Source organism: Achromobacter sp. MFA1 R4, assembly GCF_900156745.1.
Classification (GTDB): Bacteria; Pseudomonadota; Gammaproteobacteria; order Burkholderiales; family Burkholderiaceae_B; genus Achromobacter.
Window position 1 is genome coordinate 1253815 of sequence record NZ_LT707065.1, and the last position, 21179, is coordinate 1274993.

General features: G+C 70.5%; 15 protein-coding genes. 9 read left to right on the forward strand and 6 right to left on the reverse strand.

Going from position 1 to position 21179, the window contains the following annotated elements; translation table 11 throughout:
- Window positions 1-40 precede the first annotated feature (40 nt).
- The 4 genes from BXA00_RS05710 to BXA00_RS05725 form a co-directional block, all read right to left on the reverse strand.
- The gene (locus BXA00_RS05710; RefSeq protein ID WP_076516985.1) at window positions 41-2020 is read right to left on the reverse strand and encodes an aconitase family protein; all 1980 of its coding nucleotides are present in this window, start codon (window positions 2018-2020) and stop codon (window positions 41-43) included.
- A 10-nt stretch (window positions 2021-2030) separates the two neighbouring features.
- On the reverse strand, window positions 2031-3005 hold the full coding sequence (locus BXA00_RS05715; RefSeq protein ID WP_076516987.1) for a tripartite tricarboxylate transporter substrate binding protein: 975 nt from the start codon (window positions 3003-3005) through the stop codon (window positions 2031-2033).
- Between the two features lie 147 nt (window positions 3006-3152).
- Window positions 3153-4055, reverse strand: a complete 903-nt coding sequence (locus BXA00_RS05720) for a LysR substrate-binding domain-containing protein (protein WP_076516989.1) — start codon at window positions 4053-4055, stop codon at window positions 3153-3155.
- A 74-nt stretch (window positions 4056-4129) separates the two neighbouring features.
- Window positions 4130-7669 carry an indolepyruvate ferredoxin oxidoreductase family protein gene (locus BXA00_RS05725; RefSeq protein ID WP_076516991.1) on the reverse strand — a complete coding sequence of 1180 codons (3540 nt, stop codon included), beginning with the start codon at window positions 7667-7669 and terminating at the stop codon, window positions 4130-4132.
- Between the two features lie 114 nt (window positions 7670-7783).
- Between BXA00_RS05725 and BXA00_RS05730 the strand changes: the two genes are divergently transcribed.
- The 9 genes from BXA00_RS05730 to BXA00_RS05770 all read left to right on the forward strand — a co-directional run bounded on the left by BXA00_RS05730 (window position 7784) and on the right by BXA00_RS05770 (window position 17562).
- Entirely contained in the window at window positions 7784-8689 is a 906-nt protein-coding gene (locus tag BXA00_RS05730) for a LysR family transcriptional regulator (RefSeq protein ID WP_076516993.1), read from the forward strand.
- 147 nt (window positions 8690-8836) lie between these two features.
- Entirely contained in the window at window positions 8837-9772 is a 936-nt protein-coding gene (locus BXA00_RS05735; protein WP_076516995.1) for a TagK domain-containing protein, read from the forward strand.
- A 13-nt stretch (window positions 9773-9785) separates the two neighbouring features.
- Window positions 9786-10628, forward strand: a complete 843-nt coding sequence (locus tag BXA00_RS05740) for a type VI secretion system accessory protein TagJ (RefSeq protein WP_076516997.1) — start codon at window positions 9786-9788, stop codon at window positions 10626-10628.
- On the forward strand, window positions 10615-11127 hold the full coding sequence (gene tssE, locus BXA00_RS05745) for a type VI secretion system baseplate subunit TssE (RefSeq protein ID WP_076516999.1): 513 nt from the start codon (window positions 10615-10617) through the stop codon (window positions 11125-11127). The genes BXA00_RS05740 and tssE overlap by 14 nt, the downstream gene beginning before the upstream one ends.
- A 2-nt stretch (window positions 11128-11129) precedes the next feature.
- Window positions 11130-13007, forward strand: coding sequence for a type VI secretion system baseplate subunit TssF (gene tssF / locus BXA00_RS05750; RefSeq protein WP_076517001.1), 1878 nt, complete (start codon window positions 11130-11132; stop codon window positions 13005-13007).
- A 2-nt stretch (window positions 13008-13009) separates the two neighbouring features.
- On the forward strand, window positions 13010-14047 hold the full coding sequence (gene tssG / locus BXA00_RS05755) for a type VI secretion system baseplate subunit TssG (RefSeq protein WP_172805853.1): 1038 nt from the start codon (window positions 13010-13012) through the stop codon (window positions 14045-14047).
- 14 nt (window positions 14048-14061) lie between these two features.
- Window positions 14062-15105 carry an ImpA family type VI secretion system protein gene (locus BXA00_RS05760; protein WP_076517005.1) on the forward strand — a complete coding sequence of 348 codons (1044 nt, stop codon included), beginning with the start codon at window positions 14062-14064 and terminating at the stop codon, window positions 15103-15105.
- 43 nt (window positions 15106-15148) lie between these two features.
- Entirely contained in the window at window positions 15149-16156 is a 1008-nt protein-coding gene (locus BXA00_RS05765; RefSeq protein ID WP_076517007.1) for a fimbrial protein, read from the forward strand.
- 14 nt (window positions 16157-16170) lie between these two features.
- Window positions 16171-17562, forward strand: coding sequence for a GlcNAc-transferase family protein (locus tag BXA00_RS05770; protein WP_076517009.1), 1392 nt, complete (start codon window positions 16171-16173; stop codon window positions 17560-17562).
- Between the two features lie 16 nt (window positions 17563-17578).
- Here the strand turns inward: BXA00_RS05770 and BXA00_RS05775 are convergent, their stop codons facing one another.
- Window positions 17579-20896, reverse strand: a complete 3318-nt coding sequence (locus BXA00_RS05775; RefSeq protein ID WP_083714189.1) for a DUF6531 domain-containing protein — start codon at window positions 20894-20896, stop codon at window positions 17579-17581.
- A gap of 10 nt (window positions 20897-20906) precedes the next feature.
- Complete coding sequence (locus tag BXA00_RS05780; RefSeq protein ID WP_076517013.1) at window positions 20907-21179, reverse strand: PAAR domain-containing protein; 273 nt, start codon at window positions 21177-21179, stop codon at window positions 20907-20909.

The following is a 21179-nucleotide window of genomic DNA, read 5'->3' on the forward strand; positions in this document are numbered from 1 at the left end:
ACGGCGAGCCCGCGCGAGACGGGCAGCCAGGGGTCGAAATTCAATCGGCCGCGTGGCGCGCCTGCAGTTCCGCGAAGGACACCAGTTCCCCCGCCAGCGCGCTGGCCATGACTGTGGGCGGGCTGGCCAGCCAGACGCTGCCCGGTCCCGACCGGCCGGGGAAGTTGCGGTTGATGGCGCTGATCGTCACCTGCGAGGGGTCGGTGGACGATCCGGGTCCGCAGTTGGCGCAGGCGCCGCACGACGGCTGCAGGATGCGCGCGCCGACCGCGGCAAAGGTCTTGTCGTAGCCCTGCGCCACGCAGTAGTCCCGCACCGCGGTCGTGCCGTATTGCAGGAACAGCGTCACGCCCTCGGGCAGCGTCAGCCCGCGCGCCACCGCCCAGGCCAGGACCTGATGGTAGTGATCGAAGTCCTCGCGCTTGCCGGCGGTACAGGAGCCGCCATAGGCGATGTCGATGCGCGGCCGCGCCGTGAGGGTCGACAGGGGCACGCCGTTGCCCGGATCGCCCGGCGCGGCCACCAGCGGCGACAGCGCCGCGCAGTCCACGCGCAGGATGGCCGCGTATTCGGCGCCCGGATCGCTGCGCATCCAGGGTTCGATGCCGGCGTCCACGCCGCGGCGTTCGCGCAGGAAGCGCGCGGTCTCGGCATCGGGCGCGACGATGCCCGTCAGCCCGCCCAGCTCGGCGGTCATGTTGGTCAGCGTGGCGCGCTCGTCGATGGACAGGCCGGCGATGGCCGCGCCCGCAAACTCGAACACCTTGCCCACGCCCGCGCCCGCGCGGATCTCCGGCAGGGCCAGCAGGTGCAGCACGATGTCCTTGGCCGTGACGCCGGGCGGCGGCGCACCGTCCAGTTCGACGCGCAGGCTGGCCGGCAGCGTCAGCCGCACCGCACCCGTGACGAAGGCATTGGCCATGTCGGTCGTGCCCACGCCGAAGGCCACGCAGCCCAGCGCGCCGCTGTGCGGCGTGTGCGAGTCCGTGCCCACCACGACCTGCCCGGGCAGCGCGTAGTGCTCGGCCATCATGGCATGCGAGATGCCGGCCACGTTGGCGCCGGCGTCGCGCGCCGCCTCGGCCTCGGTCAGCGTGCGGTGCTGGCGCAGCCCATAGGCGTCGGCAAAGTCGCGCTGGGCCTGGCACATGGCGCGCACGTTGGGGACGATGCCCGCGCGCACGTGGTTCGGGCTTTCGTCGACGTACGAGGTGTGGTCCTCGAACACCACGATCCGTTCCGGGTCCACCAGCCGCAGGGGCCGACCGAACCGCGCATGCAGCATATGGGCGGCCATGCCGGTGTAGTACTCATGGATGAAGCGCCAGTCCGCGCGGAGGAAGACGCCCGCGCCCTGCTCCGGGTCGGCCGCCGTCGCGGGCGTCTGCAACAGATGGCGCAGCACGATTTTTTCGAACAGCGTGCGCGGCGCCGGCCCTTCCCGGCCGGCCGCGGGCGCAACGTCGCGCAACTGCGCCTGTCCGAAGGCCAGCAGCCCGCCCGCCCTGACGATGGCCGCGGCCAGCGCGTCACGGCCCGCGACGATCTCGTCGACCGTGATGCGCTCACCGCGTTGCAGGCGCGCCGCGAGGCCCATGTCGGTGCTGGTGTAGAGCCCGATGTTGTCGGCGTTCTGGCGATAGATGCGCTCGAAGCTTTCCGCGATGACCAGCCGCACGCCGGCCGACTTCTCGGCCATCGGGCTGTGCTCGCGCGAGGACCCCTTGCCGTAGCGCTTGCCCGCGACGACCACGTTGACGCCCGCCTGCCGGACCGCGTCGATGCCGATGGGCAGCGCGCCGTCCGCGCGAAAGCCGGTGTAGGGATAGCGGCCCAGCTTCTCGTCGAAATGCGTCAGGATCGGCACCGGCGTGATCTCGTCGGTGGAGATGTCGTCGCGCAGCGGCGCGGCCGCTTCCTGCGACAGCGCCGCGCCGCCGAGCTGCGCGGTCACGCGGGCGGGGTCTTGCGACAGAAAGAGCAGGCGGGCCGGGGCGTCGAGGATGGTGGCGGCAGTCATGGCGATACGGTCATTCGATGGTGACGCCAGCCGCCTTGACCAGCGCCTGGCTCTTGGTGAGTTCCGCAGCGAGCGTCTGGGCGGCCTCGCTGGCGCTGGTGCCCTGCGGCACGAAGCCCTGCGGCGACAGCGCCTTGAGCACCGGGGCCGACTGCATGGTCTGGCGGGTCGCGGCCTGCAGCTTTTGCACGATGTCGGCGGGCAGCCCGGCCGGCCCGATCAGCGCGATCCAGGCGTCGTACGAATAGCCCTTCACGCCGGCCTCGTCCAGCGTCGGCACGTCCGGCAGGACCGCCAGGCGCCCGGGCGTGCTGACGGCCAGCGCCCGCAGCTTGCCGGCCTGCACCTGCGCCAGCACCGAGGGGGTCGCCAGGAAGGCGACCTGGATCTGTCCCGACATCACATCGGTGATCAGGGCATTGCCGCCCTTGTACGGGATATGCATCATGTCCACGCCCGCCTTGGACTTGAGCAGCTCGCCCGCCAGATGCAGGACGCTGCCCGTGCCCGAGGAGCCGTAGTTGATCTTGCCGGGTTGCTCGCGGGCGGCCTTCAGCAGGTCGCCCATCGTCTTGTACGGCGAGTTTTCCCCCACCACGACCACCAGCGGCGTGGTGCCGATGACGGAAATGGTCGTGATGTCCCGGACCGTGTCGTAGGGCAGGCTTTTGTACAGGCTGGGATTGATGGCGTGGTTGGACGACACGATGCCCAGCGTGTAGCCGTCCGGCTTGGCCGACACGAGCTGGCGCGTGCCGGGGATGCCGGCCGCGCCCGCGAGGTTTTCGACGATCAGGGGCTGGGCCAGCGCCTTGCCCAGGTTTTCGGCCACCACGCGCGCCACCACGTCGGCGGTCGAGCCGGGCGAGGTGGGCACGATCAGCCGGATGGGACGGTCCGGATAGCCGGCCGCCGCCGCGGTCGATGCCGCGCACAGGGCGCCAAGGGCGAGCGCACAGCCCGCAAGGAATCGGGTGGGGGTCATGGTGTCTCCGTATAGGACGCAGCGGGGTCTGGATGCCCCGTACCGGCGATGAACGCGCCTTGACTATACGAAGACCGCGGACAATGCCGAAGTGTCATCTCGGCAGTCCCGCCATCGCGAATGGCGACGGCGGCGGGGCGGCGCGGGTCAGCCCTGCTGCGCCAGGAACTTGACGAGGGTGCCCGCGGTGGCCGGCAGCTGCGCCTGGCCGGGAAACACGATGCAGAGCTCGCGCCGCGCCCAGTCGTCCGACAACGGCCGCACCACCACATCCAGCGCCTGCAGGTACAGTTCGGCCACCTGCTGCGGCATGACGGCGATGCCCAGGCCGGCGTGCGCCATGCGGCACAGCGCGTCCAGGCTCGCCACGCGGATCTTGACCGACAACGTCCTGCCCAGCGCCGCGGCCCGTGCGGCCAGCAGCTGCGTCAGCGCGCTGTTCTCGCGCAGGCCCACGAAGGTTTCCTCGGCAATGTCCGCCAGGCTGAGCTGGCGCGCGGCCGCCTTGGGATGGCCGGACGGCAGCATCACGGCAAGCCGGTCGCGGCGGTACGGCAGCAGCGTCAGCCCCTCCGCGCCCGCAATCCGGTTGCAGATGCCGAAATCGGCGGCGCGCTCGCGCACCAGGCGCAGGACGTCGGGGCTGTGCTGCTCTTCCAGGTCGATGTCCACATCGGGAAAAAGGCGCTGGAACGCGGCCACGTCCTCGGGCAGGAACTGCACGATGGCCGACAGATTGGCCACCACGCGCACCCGTCCCTTCACGCCCTCATAGAACCGCGACAGCTCCGCCCCCATGGCCTCGACGTCGCCGATGATCTGCCGCGCGTGGCGCAGCACGGTCTGCCCGGCTGGCGTCACCGTCACGCCACGGGTGTGCCGGGCGATCAGCGGCAGGCCGATCAGCGATTCCATGTCGGCGATGCGCCGGCTGACGGCGGACGGCGCGATGAACTCGCGCTCGGCGGCCCGCGCGATGCTGTTTTCCTGGCACACCGCCACGAAGAGGCGCAGCGAGGTCAGGTCGAGTTTGCGGAGGATGCTTTCCATGGAGGGACAGGACCGGGCGGCGGGAAGCGCCCGGCATTGACGGGGGATCGTACACCACGCCCCCCGGCGCGCGCTCAGGCCGCCCGTTGCGCCGGCGCGGCCCCGCGATACCGCTCCCACAGGGCGGCCTGGCGCACGCGCGCCGCTTCCACGCTTTTCTCCTTGACGTGCCCATACCCGCGGATCGCGTCCGGCACGTTGGCCAGTTCCAGCGCCGCGTCGCGGTTGGCGGCGTCCAGCGTGCGGGCGAACTCCTCGGCCAGCGCGAAGTAGTCGGCCGCGAGCTGGCGCTCCATGCGCCGCTCGGCCGTCCGGCCGAACACATCCAGCCAGGTGCCGCGCAGGCGCTTCATGGGCGCCAGCGCGCGAAACGCCCATTCCATCCACGATCCGTACGCGCGCTTCTGCAGGCGTCCCCGCGCGTCGCGGCGCGCGAACGCAGGCGGCGCCAGGTAATAGCGCACCTGGTAATCGCGGCCCGGTTCGCCCTCGAACTGCGCACGCAGCCGGTCCTTGAACGCGGGATCGGCGTGCAGCCGCGCCACCTCGTATTCGTCCTTGTAGGTCATGAGCTTGGCGAGGTTGCGCGCGACGGCGCGGGTGACGTCGCCGCGCTTGTCCCCGAGCGCGGATTCACGCGCGCGCACCGCGTCCACGGCGGCGAGGAAACGCCGCGCATAGGCCTCGTCCTGGTATGCCTGCACGTGCGACGCGAGCCGCTTGACCAGGGCATCCAGGGACTCCGGCAGGCTCACCACGCGCTCCGCCGCCGCGGGACGCAGGGCCTGCACGCCGCGATGCGCCGCCTGCCGGCCCAGCTCGAACGCGGCCAGGTTCTTGTCCACCGACACGCCGTTGATCTCGATCGCGCGGCGCAAGCTGGCGAGCGACAGCGGCAGGCCGCCCTTCTGCCAGGCATAGCCCAGCAGCAGCGGGTTGGCGTAGATGCTGTCGCCCAGCAGCGCCTCGGCCAGCGGGCCGGCCTCCAGGAAGTTGCAGTTGCCGCCCGTGCTCTGCGTCAGCGCGTCCTGCGCCTGCGCGCCGGGAAAGCGCCAGGCCGGCTGCGACAGGAACGTGGCCGTCGGCGCGGCGCTGCTGTTTACCACGGCGCGGCCATGCTCGGGCCGCAGGCGCGACAGCACTTCGGGCGACGCCGACACCAGGGCGTCGCAGCCGATGACCAGGTCGGCCTCGCCCAGCGCCACGCGGGTGGCGTGCAGGTCCTGCGGCCGGTTGGCGAGCTGCACGTGGGACAGCACCGCACCGCCCTTCTGCGCCAGCCCCGCCATGTCCAGCACCGTCACGCCCTTGCCTTCGATGTGCGCGGCCGCGCCCAGCAGCGCGCCGATCGTCACCACGCCCGTGCCGCCCACGCCGGCGACCACCACGCGGTAGGCCGCGCCCGGCGCGATGTCCGCGCGCTCGGGCAGGGGCGCCTCGGGCAGCGCGGGTGCGCCGCCGCCCTTGCCGGGCTTGCGCGGGACCGCGCCCTCGGCCGTCACGAAGCTGGGGCAGAAGCCCTCCACGCAGGAGAAATCCTTGTTGCAGGACGACTGGTTGATGCGCCGCTTGGTCCCCATCGGCGTGTCCAGCGGTTCGACGGACAGGCAGTTCGACTGCACCGAGCAATCGCCGCAGCCTTCGCAGACCGCCTCGTTGATGAAGGCGCGCCGGGGCGGATCGGGATACTCGCCGCGCTTGCGGCGGCGGCGCTTCTCGGTGGCGCAGGTCTGGTCGTAGATGAGCACCGTGGCGCCCTCGATCTCGCGCAGTGCGCGCTGCACGTCGTCCAGCGCCTTGCGATGGTGGACGTCCACCCCGGCCGGCAAGGCCAGCGCGCCCGTGTACTTGTCCGGCTCGTCGGTCACGACCACGGTCTTGACCACGCCTTCGGCCAGCATCTGCGCGGCGATCCGGGGCACGGTCAGCACGCCGTCCACGGGTTGCCCGCCGGTCATGGCGACGGCGTCGTTGTAAAGAATCTTGTAGGTGATGCGGGCGCGCGCGGCGACCGCCGCGCGGATGGCCAGCAGGCCCGAATGGAAATACGTGCCGTCGCCCAGGTTGGCGAAGATGTGGCGCTCGGCGGTGAAGTCCTTCTGGCCCAGCCACGCCACGCCCTCCCCGCCCATCTGGCTGAAGGTGTCGGTGTCGCGGTCCATCCACATCGCCATGTAATGGCAGCCGATGCCCGCCACCGCGCGCGAGCCCTCGGGCACGCGGGTGGACGTATTGTGCGGACAGCCGGAACAGAACCAGGGCTTGCGCTCTTCCACCAGCGTGGGACGGTTGGCCTCGCGCTCCTTGGCGTCGATCACGGCCAGGCGGGCCGCGATGCGGGCGCGCAGGGCCTGCGAAAGGTCGGCCTTCTCCAGGCGCGCGGCGATGGCGCGGGCGATCAGCGCGGGCGACAGTTCATAGCGCGCGGGCAGCAGCCACCCGCCGCGCGGCGTGGACCATTCGCCGCCGCCGTTCTCGCGTTCGTCGAACTTGCCGTACACGCGCGGGCGCACATCGTCGCGCCAGTTGTAGAGCTCTTCCTTGAGCGCGTATTCCAGGATCTGGCGCTTTTCCTCGACGACCAGGATTTCTTTCAGTCCGGTCGCGAATTCGCGCGCGTCCTGCGCGTCCAGCGGCCAGATGCAGCCCACCTTCAGCACGCGGATGCCGGCCTGCGCACAGGCCGCTTCATCCAGGCCCAGGTCGTTGAGCGCCTGGCGCACGTCCAGATAGGCCTTGCCCGCGGTCATGATGCCAAAGTGCGCATGCGGCGAGTCCAGCACGACCCGGTTCAGCCGGTTGGCCCGCACGTAGGCCAGCGCCGCGTACCACTTGTGGTCCAGCAGCCGAGCTTCCTGCGCCAGCGGCGAATCGGGCCAGCGGATGTTCAGCCCGCCCGGCGGCACGCCGTCCTGGGGCAGCACGATTTGCACGCGCGATGGGTCCACGTCCACCGAGGCGCTGGATTCCACGACATCCGTCACGCATTTCATCGCCACCCACAGCCCCGTGTGGCGGCTCATGGCCCAGCCGTGCAGGCCGTAGTCCAGGTATTCCTGCACGTTGGACGGGTACAGCACCGGAATGCCGCTGGCGATCAGCACGTGTTCCGACTGGTGCGCCACCGACGACGACTTCGCGGCATGGTCGTCGCCCGCCAGCATCAGCACCCCGCCATGCGCGGACGAGCCCGCCGAGTTGGCGTGCTTGAGCACATCGACCGACCGGTCCACCCCGGGCCCCTTGCCGTACCACATGCCGAAGACGCCGTCGCGCTGCGCGCCGGGAAACAGATTGAGCTGCTGCGAGCCCCAGACCGCCGTGGCCGCCAGGTCTTCGTTCAGGCCGGGCTGGAACACCACGTCGTTGGCCTTGAGATGGCCCTTGGCCTTCCAGAGCGCCTGGTCCAGCCCCCCCAGCGGCGATCCCCGGTACCCCGAGACATAGCCCGCCGTGTTCAGGCCCGCCTGCACATCGCGCTGCTTCTGCATGAGGGGCAGGCGCACCAGCGCCTGCGTGCCGCTGAGGTAGACGCGGCCGGTGGGCTGCGCGTATTTGTCGTCCAGCGACAGGCCATGGGTATCGGCCACGCCGGGGGGTAAAGGGGCGTTCATGGGGGGCTTGTCTCCTGCCATCCGCGGCATGGGAATCGGGTGTTTTCCGCAGTGTAGGTAGGGCCATTGCCATCGTATATTCATATATTCGTGTAACTGGTATCTGAAAAACGCATGGCCAATGACGTCACCCTCCGGCAACTGCGCTACTTCGCCGCCGCGGCCCGGACCGGGCGGTTTTCCATGGCGGCGGCCGACGAGCACGTGTCGCAGTCGGCGGTCACCAATGCGGTGCTGGCGCTGGAATCGCAGCTCGGCGTGCGCCTCTTCGACCGCCACCCGCACGGGGTCACGCTGACGCCCGAGGGCCACAACTTCCACCAGCGCGCGCGCGACGTGCTGGACGCGCTGGACGATGCCCTGCGCGAACCGGGCTTCCAGCGCTATGCGCTGCGCGGCTCGGTGCGGATCGCGGCGTCCTATACCGTGCTGGGGTACTTCCTGCCCGATCTGCTGGCGCGCTTTCGGCGGCGCTATCCGGACGTCGTGCTCGATCTGGTGGACCTGGACCGGCCGGAGATCGAAAACGCCGTGGCCAGCGGCGACGTGGAGCTGGGCGTCGCGCTGCTGTCCAACGTGGACCGGCGCGAGCGCTTCGGCCATCAGGTGCTGGTCCGCTCCCGCCGCCAGCTCTGGGCGGCATCCGGCCATCCGCTGACCCAGGCCGCGGCGCCGTCCCTCGCCGACATCGCGCGCTATCCGTACATCCTGCTCGAAATGGACGAGGGCGAGCGGTCCACCCTCTCCTACTGGAAGACGCACGGCCTGCAACCCGACATCGCGTTCCGCACGCGCTCGATGGAAGCGTTGCGCGGGCTGGTCGCGCACGGCTTTGGCATCACGATGCTGTCGGACATGGTCTACCGCCCCTGGTCGCTCGAAGGGCGCAAGATCGAGGCCGTGCCCATCACCGACGCCGTGCCGCCCATGGAGGCCGGCCTGCTGTGGCACCCGCGCGCGGCCATGGCCAAGCCGGCCGAAGCCTTCCGGCAGTTCATGATCTACGCCTGCGGCGTGTGATCCGGCGGCGCCCCGCCCGGGGAATCGTCCGCCTTTCTGCACATATCAGACAGCGCCGATAGCAGGCGCGCGAGCCCCTTCCTACCATGCGTCATCGCCCACTTTTCCCTCCCCCACGGGAGGAAGGCCCCGTCTCGCGCCCTCGCCATGAATCAAACCGCCGCCGCCGAACCCGCGCCCGTCGCCTGGGGAATCTGGATGTCCGCCCACGCCGGCCACCCGATCCCGGGCATGCGCGTGCACTCCCTGCACGAGCAGCCCCTGTGCCTGCGCGCGGCGTCTGGCGCCCTCGTCCCCCATCGGGCCGCTGAAGCCGACGGCACCGAGCACTCGGTATTCGGCGTGGGCGAGGACCGCCGCGCCTGGATCCAGAACGCCTGCGCCACGCTGTCCTGCCGCGTGAACGGCGCCGAAATGCGCCCCGGCGAACGCTGGCCCCTGTCCGACCGCGACGACATCACCATCGGCCTGACCCGGCTGTCGGTGGTGCAGGCCGATTCGCCCCTGCAATGGGAAGCCTGGGACGGCTGCCGGCCGGGCGACGCCCTGGACGACCAGGCCGCGCTGCTCGCCCTGCGCGCCCTGAACGACACGGACACGCACGCCGTGCCCTTTTTGCCCGAGGACCGGCGGCACAGCCGCCGCGGGGCCGACCCGGATGGGCTGCCGCAGGACGCCAGCGATCCCCTGGCATCGCTCGCCACGGAATTCGACCAGGCCATCCAGGGCACGCACCAGGGCCTGCGCGCCTTGCACAGCCCCGCGCCCGGCCTGCCCGGCAGCACCCTGCCCCCGCCGCCCGATCCCTTCGAGGCCCCCGCCGCCGCCCCCGCCACGCGCATGCTGCTGGAGGGCCTGCTGCCCGAGGCCACCGACATCGACAGCATCCTCGCCGACATGAATGCCTTCGACGAATCCCAGTTGTTCGCGCCACCGCCCGCCCAGGACGTGCTGCGCCTGCTGGCGGACCAGGCGGGCGCCAGCGCGCCGTCCCGGACGATCGCCTCGCTGGCCCGCCGCGAACACCACGACCTGTCCATCGACAGCCATTTCCAGCAAGACCTCTCCGAATCCGCGCAATGAGCCGTAGAAAACCATGTTGAAAACCGCCGCCCCCCCTGCCGATCCCCGCGATTCGCTGCGCCAGTTGCTGCGCGGCCGCACGCTGGAGTGCGCCATTGGCGACGCCACGGGCAACATCCAGCGCCAGCCGGCCGACGTCGACCTGCGCTGGGTGCTGTTCCAGCTGCTCTGCCTCAAGGGCGACTGGGTGCGCGCCCTCAAGCAGCTTCAGATCTGGGCCAGCCTGAACAGCAGCCATCTGCGCATGGCCCAGATGCTGCGCGAGCTGCTGCGCGCGGAAGCCTACCGCGACGAAGTCATGAAAGGCCACAAGGAACCCGGATGGCTGGATGAGCCCGCCGACTGGTCCAGGCAGCTCACGCAGGCCATCCACGCCCTGGAATCCGGCAATCCCGCCCGCGCGGACGTGTTGCGGCGCCAGGCCCTGGACGTCGCGCCGGAAGTCCCCGGACACGCCAACCCCGGGGCCGGTTTCGCCTGGATCACCGACACCGACACCCGCTTCGGACCGAACTGCGAACTGATGTTCTCCGGCGGCTACCGCTGGATTCCCTTCTCCCTGATCGCCCGGCTGTCCTTTCCGCCGGTGCAGGGCGCGCTCGACCTGATCTGGCGCCAATGCAAGATCACCCTGCGCGACCAGACCGAGCTCAGCGCCTACATGCCGACCCGCTATCCGCTGCTGCGCGACCAGACCGACGCGCAGAAGCTCGCCACGGTCACCACCTGGGCCGACCGAAGCGACACCACGGTCACCGGCGCCGGCCAACGCACCTGGCTGACCGATACCGGCGAGATCGCCATGCTCAGCGTGCTCAGCATGCACTTCGAGGGGCAGTCCGTTGAATGCGCGTGAAGCCTTTCCCAAGGTCCGCTACCTGCCCTCGCTGTTCGACCGGCTCCGCGACCACGATCCCCGTTCGCCCCATGAACGGCCGGACGCGTATGCGCCCGATGCGGCGGCCATGCAGCGCCTCATCCAGCGCGACCTGGCCCTGTTGCTGAACACCAGCAACCTGGGCGCGGCGCTGGACGCGGCGCGCCACCCGCAGGCCGCCCGCTCGGCGGTGAACTACGGCCTGCCGCCGCTATCGGGCAGCCTGCGGGCGCAGCACAACGCGTCCAGCATCGAAAAGCTGGTGCGCGAAACCATCGTGGCCTTCGAGCCTCGCCTCATCCCCGAAACCCTGTCGGTGCGCGTCCTGCCCCCGGCGCAGCCGGGCTCCTACAACGTCATCCACCTCGAAATCAAAGCCTTGATGCACTGGTCGCCCTACCCGCTGGAGTTCCTGGTCCAAACCCGGTACGACCTCGAGTCCTCGCATGCGTCGGTCGACGGCCGGAGCGGGTTCTGACCATGGATCCCCGGCTGCTCGACTACTACAACAGCGAACTGACCTACCTGCGCGAACTCGCCGGCGAATTCGCCGCGGCCCACCCGAAGGTCGCCCGCCGGCTCGGCATGCAGGGCGTGGAGGTCGCCGACCCCTACGTCGAACGCATGATCGAGGCGTTCTGCTTCATGGCGGCGCGCGTGCAGCTCAAGCTGGACGCGGAATTTCCGCGCTTCACGCAGCGGCTGCTCGAAGTCGTCTACCCCAATTACGTGGCGCCCACGCCATCGATGAGCGTGGCGCGGCTGCACCCCGCCACCCGCGAGGGCGACTTCAGCCGCGGCGTGCGCGTGCCCCGGCACAGCGTCTTTCGCTCGGGCATCACCCCCGGCGAGCAGACCGCGTGCGAATTCCGCAGCAGCCAGGACGTGGTGCTCTGGCCGATCGAGATCGCCAGCGCCTCGCTGACCATCGTGCCGCCGGACCTTCCCGACATGCGCCGCCACCTGGCCACCGGCCAGAACCTGCAGGGCGCGCTGCGCATCCGCCTGCGCACCACCGGCGACGTCAAGTTCTCGCAGTTGCGCGGCCTGGACGAACTGTGCTTCTACATCACCGGCGACGAACGCATCACCTCGCATCTCTTTGAACTCATCCACGTCGGCTGCGTGGCCGCGGTGGTGCGCGGGGCCGACGACGATCGCGGCGGCCACGTCATCACGCGGGGCGCCGTCACCCATGCGGGCCTGACCGCCGCGCAAGCCCAGCTGCCCACCACCTGGAACGGCTTTCACGGCAACAACCTGATCCAGGAGTACTTCGCCTTCCGCCAGCGCTTCTACTTCTTCAATGCGACGCAACTGGCGCGCGGCCTGGCATCCGCCGACGGCCAGGAAGCCGAGATCATCCTGCTCCTGGACCGGCTGCCGCAGGCCCTGTCCACGCACGTCAACGCCTCCCGCTTCGCGCTGTTCTGCACGCCCATCGTCAATCTCTTCGAAAAGCGCACGGACCGCGTCGAAGTCGACCGCGCCAAGACCGAACTCCACCTCGTGCCCGACCGCAGCCGCCCGCTGGACTACGAAGTGTTCTCGGTCCAGCGCGTGGTCGGCCAGCAGGCCAAGAGCGCCAGCGAGGTGGTCTTCAATCCGCTTTATCACACGCTGCACAGCGACCTTGGCAACAACGGCCGCTACTTCTCCGTCAACCGCGAGCGCCGCGTCCTGTCCGACAACGCCCGCAAGTACGGGACGCGCACGCTGTATGTGGGCACCGAGGTGTACCTGTCCCTGGTGGACCAGTACGAAGCGCCCTATGGCGCAGACATCCGCTACCTGTCCGTCGACGCGCTGGTGACCAACCGCGACCTGCCCCGGCTCATCCCGGTCGACGGCCACAACGACCTCTCCATGCGGGAATCGATTCCCATCGAACGCGTGTCGCTGCTGCACCCGCCCAGCATCCCGCGCGAACCCTACGCGCAGGGCGAAGCCGCCTGGCGGCTGATCCGCCAGCTGAGCTTCAACTACATCCCGCTGGCGGACCTGAACGAAAGCGACGGCGGGCAGGCCCTGCGCAACATGCTGCGCCTGTTCCTGCACGCCGGCGAGACCGATCTTTCCAACCAGATCGATGCCCTGGTGGGCTCGCGCATCACCCGCGTGACGCGCCGCCTGCCGCGCCACGCGCTGATGGTCTACGGCCGGGGCATCCATTGCGACCTCACCGTGGACGAGACCGGCTTCTCCGGCGTCAGCCCCTACCTGTTCGGCCTGATCCTCGAGCAGTACATCGCGCGCCACGTCTCGATCAACGTGTTCACCGAAACCTCGTTGCGCTCGATCCAGCGCGGCGACGTGGCCCGATGGGCGCCCCGCCCGGGCGGGCGCAGCGTGGTCTAGCCATGGAACCGCTTCCCCACCCCGCCCCGCCGGCGCCCGCGCTGCGCGAATGGTTCGACCCGGCACAGCCGTGGAAGACCAGCTTTCTCGGGCTGATGCGCGCGCTGGCCGCGCAGATGTCCGACGCGCCGGTCCCCGGCGCCGCCCTGCTGCCCAGCGAGGAATCGCACCGGATCGGGCAGCGCGCCAGCCTGGTGTTCGCCCCCAGCGAAGTCGCCGCGGTCGAGCACGACGGCGCCCGCATCCACGTGCAGTTGCACAGCCTGGGCATGTGGGGGCCGCAGGGGCCGATGCCGCTGCACATGTCCGAGCAGGCGTACACGCGCGTCGAAAGCCACCACGACCGCACGCTGACCGACTTCGCGGACCTGTTCCATCATCGCGCCCTGTCGCTCTTTTACCGCGCGTGGGCGGCGGGGCAATCGACCGCTTCGCTGGACCGCCCGGCCGAAGAGCGGTTCACGTTCTACATCGGCAGCCTGATCGGGGACGATCCCCGCGACAGCGCCGCGCTGCACCCCGCCACCCATGCCCGCTACGCCGCGGCCTCGCATCTGGTGCGCGAGGCCCGCAATCCCGAGGGCCTCGCGCGCGCCTTGTCCTTCTATTTCGGCGTGGACGTCGAGGTCGAGGAATTCATGCCCAACTGGATTGGGCTGGACGTCGGCGGCCGCGGCATCCTGGGCGTGCCGTCGCCCGCCGCCATCCTGGGCGGGCAGGCCACGCTGGGGCACTCCATTCCCGACTGCCAGCACCGCTTCCGCCTGGTGATGGGACCGCTGACCCTGGAGCAATACCTGCGCCTGACGCCGCACGGCGACGACCTGCCCACGCTGGTGGACTGGGTGCGCACCTTTGTCGGCTACGAATTCGACTGGGAACTGCAACTGCTGATCAAGCCGCGGGCGGCGCCGTGCGCGCGCGCCCGGGCCGACCATCGCCTCGGGTACTCCACCTGGCTCGGCGAAGCGCCGACCGACGCGCCCGTGACCGGCATGGTGTTCGAGCCCGAGCACTACCGCGACCCCAAGGCCCCCTGAACGAGCGCAACGCCATGGACACCGCCACGCCCGCCGACCTCGGCCCCGATTCCGACCTCCTGCAACCGCTGGAAGGCCCGTTGCCCTGCGGCCCGGACCTCGAATACGACCCCGACTTCGTGGTCCTGCACGCCAACGTCGCACCACGCGGCGACGCGCAGTACGGCGACTTCGTCGACGCCGCGCCCGCCATCAACTGGGCGGACGCCGAACGCGACTGCCGCGCCCTGCTGGCGCGCAGCAAGGACCTGCGCCTGCTGATCGTCCTGGCGCGCTGCCGCGTGCGGCAGGCCGGCGCGGCGGGACTGCGCGCGGCGCTTGCGCTGATCGACGCCATGCTGCGCCGCTATCCCGGCGCGCTCAATCCTGTTCCCCTGCTCGATGGCGACCCTGATCCGCTCATCGTTTCCAACGTCCTGGCCGCGCTGGCGGACCCGGACGGCCTGGCGGCGGACGTGCGCGACATCGGCCTGCCCAAGAGCATGGGCACGCCGCTGAAGGTCCGCGACATCGAACGCGCGCTGGCCCGAACCCGCGCCAAGGATGCGCTCTCGCCGGAGGCCGCGACGCGGCTCGTGTCCGACCTGCACGACCGGCGCGACCCCGTGGTCACGGCCCTGTCGAAGGCCTTTGCCGCGCTCGGCCGCATCCAGGACTGGGCCGCGCAGCACCTGGACGGCGCCCGGCCGGACCTGGGCGTGCTGGTCCAACTGCTGCAGCCCTTCCACGCGCCGACGGCCGCGCCGCCGGTGCAGACCGGGCCGGCCGCGGCCCCGGCGCCGTCCGAACCGTCCGCGCCCGGCGGCGCGCCGCCCGCCGCCGCGCTGCCCTTGGACCCGGCCGCGCCGGCCCCGGCGCTCTTCGGCGCGGCCGTCACCCGCTGGGACATGCTTGAAACGCTGCGCAGCGCCCGCCAGTGGTTTGAGTTCCACGAACCCAGCAGCCCGGTCAGCGTGTTGCTCAAGCAGGCCGAACGCATGGTCGGACGGCGCTATGCCGAGCTGCATCGCATGGTTCCGGCCGAGCTGCTGGAGCAATGGGACGCCCCGCAGGATTGATCCACGTGCCCTCTCGAATGATGTCGAAACAGGAGTAAGACCCATGAAACGCATATGCGCGGCAGTCGCCCTGGCGGCGCTGTTCCAGTTCCAGAACGCCCACGCCGAATGCCGGAAGATTGTTCCCGCGGACTATGACAATTGGCTGGGCATGGAGGATCCGGTTCCCGGTGTGATCGACTACAACGCCGAGCATGTAGTCACGTTCGGAAGCGGTCTCATCGACGTCGAGTCGACGCTCCCTGTCAACGCCACCATCGCGACCGGCGAATCGGCGCCAACGGGACACACCTACATCCTGCGTTGCGACGACAACGTCGGCACCAACCGGTTCGAGCTGACCCCCGATAACGGCGCGGACATCCAGCCTTCGGGTGTGGACGGGATCGGCTACCGCGTCTTCTACAAGCGCGCCAGCGGTACGTCGACGCAGTTTCCGTACATCAACTATTGGACCGCGGACCGAACCGAGTATCCCGCCATCCCGGCCGGCAACACCTTCGTGATCGAACTCGTCAAGACCGGCCCCATGCCAAGCGTATCGACCCTCAATCTGGGACAGGTGGCGCGCATTGCCGGCGGCGGCGACGGCGTCACCGCCCTCAAGGTGCTGGCCAGCCCGGTCACCCTGCGCGTGCTGCCGCATTGCCAGGTCACCGGCGATAAACCGTTGCTGGTGGATTTTGGCCAGTTCGGTCCAAGCGAGGTGTCCGCGATCAGCGGCCCGACCCAGCCGGTGACGATCAACGTGGCCTGCGATGGTCCCACCCCGCCCAACACGGTGTCGGCGACGCTGGCGGCGCAGCCCGACCCGATCGTCAGCGATTTCATCAAGAACGGCGGCACCGCCTCCGGCCTGGCGATCCGGCTGCGCGACGTGGCCACGCAGGCGGTGCTCAAGCCGCAGATTCCCACCAGCGTGCTGACCCAGAGCTCGCCGGGCTACAACACCGCCTTCAATCTGGAAGCCTCGGTGCTGCGGGTCGGCGCCGCGGCGGCCGTCCCCGGCACGATCGACGCCCAGGCGGTCGTCACCCTGACTTTCCTCTGACCCCCCGCACCCGCATGAGCCAGACGACTTCCACCATCTTCGTCCAGATCGCCAGCTACCGGGATCCGGAACTCATCCCCACGCTGCGCGACCTGATCGGCAGCGCGGCGTTTCCGGACCGCCTTCGCATCGTGGTCTGCTGGCAGCACGGGCCCGACGAACATGTGGGCATCTTCCTTAGCCAGCAGTTCCTGCAGTGGGAGCTGCAACCCGGTTCGCCGTTCAACCTGCATACGTTTACATTCGGGGGTGCGCGCATCGAGCTGATCGACGTGCCCCATGAACAGTCGCAGGGCGCCTGCTGGGCGCGCAACCAGATCCAGCAGCGGTACCGCGACGAAGCCTATACGCTGCAACTGGACTCGCATCACCGCTTCGTGGCCAATTGGGACACCGCGGTGATCGGCATGCTGGAACAACTGCGGCCGCGCAGCCCCAAGCCGCTGCTCACGGCCTATCTGTCGTTCTACACCCCCCCTGCGCCCGACACGCCTTTCATCAAGAAAGAGGAGCCCGCGCTCGGCATGCGCTTCGACAGGTTCAGCCGGGGGGGGCCGATCCTGTTCCGCTCGTTCACGCTGCCCAACTGGCGGACGCTGCACGAACCGGTCCCCGCACGTTTCTACAGCGGGCACTTTGCCTTTGCCGATGGCGCATTCGCGCGGGAAGTCCAGCACGACCCGGACTACTTTTTCCACGGCGAGGAAATCTCCATCGCCGTGCGCGCCTTCACGCACGGCTATGACCTGTACCACCCGCACCGCACCCTCGCCTGGCACGAGTACGTGCGCGACGGCCGGCGCAAGATATGGGACGACCACGACAAGACGGCGCGCGACGACGGACGGGTCCGCCTCACCTGGAGCGAGCGCAATGACCTTTCGATGGCGCGCAACCGCGTGCTGTTCGGCATGGAACCGGAGGCCGGGGATACGGAACTGTCCAGGAACGATCCGCGCGGCAGCGCCTACGGGTTCGGCACGGCAAGATCGCTGGCGGACTACGAGGTCTACGCCGGCATCAGCTTTCGCGACCGCGCCGTGCAGCCGGAGGTGCTGGCGCATGCGCCTCCCGACCTTGGCGCCGTGAGGCCCGGCGCGACGCTGGATCGCGCCACGCTGCGCCGTTCGAACGACGTGCGGGTGGTCGCCCATCACACGTCCATCGACGTCGCCGCCTGTCCACGCGCCACGCGCTGCACCGTCCAGGCGCTGCGCGACGACGGCACCGTGCTGCACGAAGACGACGCCGACATCGAGGCCGCGCGGCAGCACTGCCATGGCGAATGGTTCGACCGCGACCTGGCGTTCATGAGCGACCTGGGCGTAAAGCCCGCCGCGTTTCGCATCGTGCTGCGCGATGCGCACGGCGAAACCTTGAAGGCATTCACGAGCGCCGTGGGGTAAGGGCGGGCCCGCCCGGCTACGGGACGCGCGCGGCGGGCGGCAGCGCGCCGGCCCACAGGACCGGCGCGCGCTCCGGAATCGTGATCCCCGCGCGCGCGCCAACGCCCGGCGTCCCCACCGCCAGGCCGGTGGGATTGGCCTGCATCGCGGGCGCGCCCACGTAGCGATACGGGCTGACCCCGGGCGGCGCGTCGCGGTCCGGACTCAGGTAGCGGGCGGTGAGCGGGTCATAAAAGCGGCGGCCATTCCAGCAGATCGACACGTCCGGGTCCATCCAATGGCCGGCAAAGCCCGGCGGCGCGGGCGTGTCCACCACGGGTGGGCCAATCCGTTCGCCCCAGGCCCGTATGCCGCCAAGCCAGGCGACGCCCCCGTCGCCGTCCAGGACCGCGCGCACCCGGCCCGCCGCGTCCACATACAGGTATTGCGCCTGCGGCGCGGCCCAGCCTGCCGCTTTGTGGGGCCGCCGCTGGATCAGCCGGGCGACCGGGGCGTACGACAGGCAGCCCGGACGCGCCGGCGCATAGAGGTAGGTGACGCGCAGCAACGGGGTGCGCTCCTGCATCAGGCGCAGCCCGTCCCACACGAAGCGATGGGTCCACGCATCGCCCGCCTGCGCGAGACGCCGCGCGGCCAGCCGGCCGGCCGCGTCGTACGCATACGCGACGGCCACGCCGTTCTCCCGGGCCTGGATCAGCCGGCCTGCCGCGTCCCACTCGAATGACGCGCGGGACAAAGGGCCGTCGCGTCGCAGCACCCGCCCCCAGGGGTCGTACGCCAGCGCGTGCCGGCCGACCCGGGCGGGACGATGGTCGGGCGCGGGGCTGGGCGGCGCCCACCCCGCGCTGTCCAACGCAATGACGTTGCCGCCCGCATCCCAGGTGGTGTAGACCATGCCGGCCTCGCCGAGGCTGCGCACCAATTGGCCACGCCGGTCGTAGTCGTAGAGCCGGCGCCCCAGCGCGTCCGACTCTTCGACCAGCCGCCCCGCCGCGTCCCGCCGTTCGCTCCGGTCGAGACCGTCGATCCGCGTGAAGCCGCCAGCCACCCGCGCCGACGTCTCCGACCGCGTCCCCGCCGTCTCGTCGATGACGATGTCGCGCTGCACGCCGCCCGCAATACGCATCGTCTCGCGGCCAGCGCCATCGTAGATCAGCGTGGCCAGCGTCACGGTCTCTCCCTCCAGCGCATAGCTCAGTTGCACGGCCCGCTGCCCGGGGTCGCGCGCCGCGTACAGGGCCAGGCCGCAAGGCAGCCGGTACGCGGCCACATGGCCCTGGTCGTCGATATGCCGCTGCAGCGTGCCGCGCTCGCCGGTTTCCCCGACCACGCGGCCATGGGCGTCATAGGCGAACACCAGGCGGGATGTCCCCCCATCGCCCTCAGCGCGGACCTCGGCCAGCCGGCCGTGGTCATCGTGCTCGAACGCCCAGCGCAGGCCCGCGCGCTCGCGGCGGGCCAGGCGTCCCTGCGCGTCGTAGCCGAACTCGGTGTCGGCGCGCATTGCGCCGGCGATGTCCGCCTGATGCGTGACGCGGCCCGAGACATCCAGGCGGCGTTCGATGGTCACCCCGTCCGCATCGCGCCGCGCCCACGCGCGGCGCACCACGTCCATGATCCAGCGCTGCGTGCCGCCGCCCGGCCCTTGCACCTCGAGGCCATGGCCTGTCGCATCCCGGGCATGGCGCGTGGTGGCGCCTTCTTCGTCCGTAAGCTGCGCCAGCGCCCCTTGCGCGTCATAGCGCCAATGGCGCGTGTGCCCCGCGGCATTGGCCAGCGAGACCAGGCGTCCCCCCGCGTCATACACGGCCAGCCGCGCCCGCGTGCCGTCGCCGACGCGCACCTTGAGATTGCCGACGTCGTCCCGCTCCCGCACTTCCAGCGGATGGCCGGGCCCGCCCCGTGCGCGCAGTTGGCCGTCATCGGTCCAGGCGTACCGGAACTGCGCGCCGTCCGCGCCTTCGCGCACCAGCAGCCGGCCCGCGTCGTCATGCGCATGGCGGGTTGCGACGCCGTTCTGGCGCACCACCCGCCGTGCGCCGGTTTCCGGGTCATATTCATAGTCCGTGATGACGCCCCCCGGCGCACGCCGCTGCTGCGGGCGCAAGTGGGGATCGCGCAGCCAGAACCAGTTCCGCGCGCCCTCGCGCGACAGCATGAGGGGAATCGACGTGGAAAAGGCGTAGCCCACGCGCCGCACCCGTCCATGGGGCGCCGTCTCTCGGACCACGCGGCCAAAGCCGTCGTACTCGAATTCGAATGCCCCGTCGGGCGCGTCCACGCGCGCGAGCTGCGAGCCCTTGTCGTAGTGCGCCTTGTAGACGGCCCCCTGGGCATCGCGGTAGGCCACGACCCGCCCTTGCGCATCGACATGCCAGTGCAATTCGGCGCCGTCCGAGGCCTGCATCCTGACACGCCGGGCCTGCGGCTCGCGTCGCACCAGCCACATCCGCCCCCCCGGCAGGCGCAACCCGGCCACCTGCGGTCCCGCGGTCGATCCGAGCCAACGGATCGACCGCTCCCCGGCCGCCTCGGCGATGTCGGCAAGCAGGCCATCCTGGTAGCCGTACCGGCCTATCGGCTTGCCGCGGGACGATTCCACCCGCGCCAAGCGTCCGTCGGTCCCGTACGCATAAACCGCGCTGGGTTCCGATTGGGGGCCGCGCGCCACGGCGCGTATCCTGCCCGCGTCGTCCAGGTCGAACCACAGTCCCGCGCCGCGCTCATTGCTGACAGACCGGATGCCGCCGCGCGGGTCGCGCGCAATCGTGAATAGCCTGCCGTCGAGGAACTCCAGGGCGTCCAGCCGCCACGTGCCCGCTTCGTCCGCGGGCAGAAAGCGCATGCAGGCCGGCCCCGCGTCCGCGATCACATAATGGCCGTCCTCAAGGCAGGCCAGATTGAGCGAGGCCGCGGCAAGAATGACCTGGGTGCCGGGTTCCGGCCGCGGCACCGTCAGCGCACGCCCCCATTCGTCCCGGTAGACGAGCGATTCGCCTTGGACGCGCAGCGTCACGTCCCAGCGCGTCCGCCAGCCTGGCCCCAGGCACCCGGCGTCCTTGATCCGGCTGTCATAGATGCGGTCGAATCCCAGCCCCAACGGTCCCGCCGGCACGACGTCGCGGCGCCGCGCAACGTTGCACAGGAGCTGCCCGCTGCGCACGTCGACCCCGCCGGGGCCCAGGCCCGCCAGGGCACTGGCCGGCAGCTTGCGCAGGAACACGCCGCTTTCGCGGCGCCGCCACCAGTCCGGCGCGCGAGGAAGGTCGTCGCCCTCGATCAACCGTCCCGTAAGGCCCAACAGGACCCCCGCCACCCCCGCCACTGCCGTCATGCCGCTGCGCTCACACGCCGATGAACACGTCGAGGGACGCCGTGGCGGCGGGCGAGCCGCAGGACGAACAACTGGCCTTGTGCGCGGCCTTCAGTCCATTGATGAAGACCGTCGGCGCGCCGGAAGCGACCGCCTGCGCCGACACGTGCAAGCCGCAGCAGACCGCCGAGGCCCCGCAGAAGGCCGCGGGCAGTTTATTGATGAACACATCGGGCGATCCGGTCAGGATGCTTCCGCCGTGGGCGATCAGGTCGCCGGCGCGTACCGCGGGAAATGAAGTCAT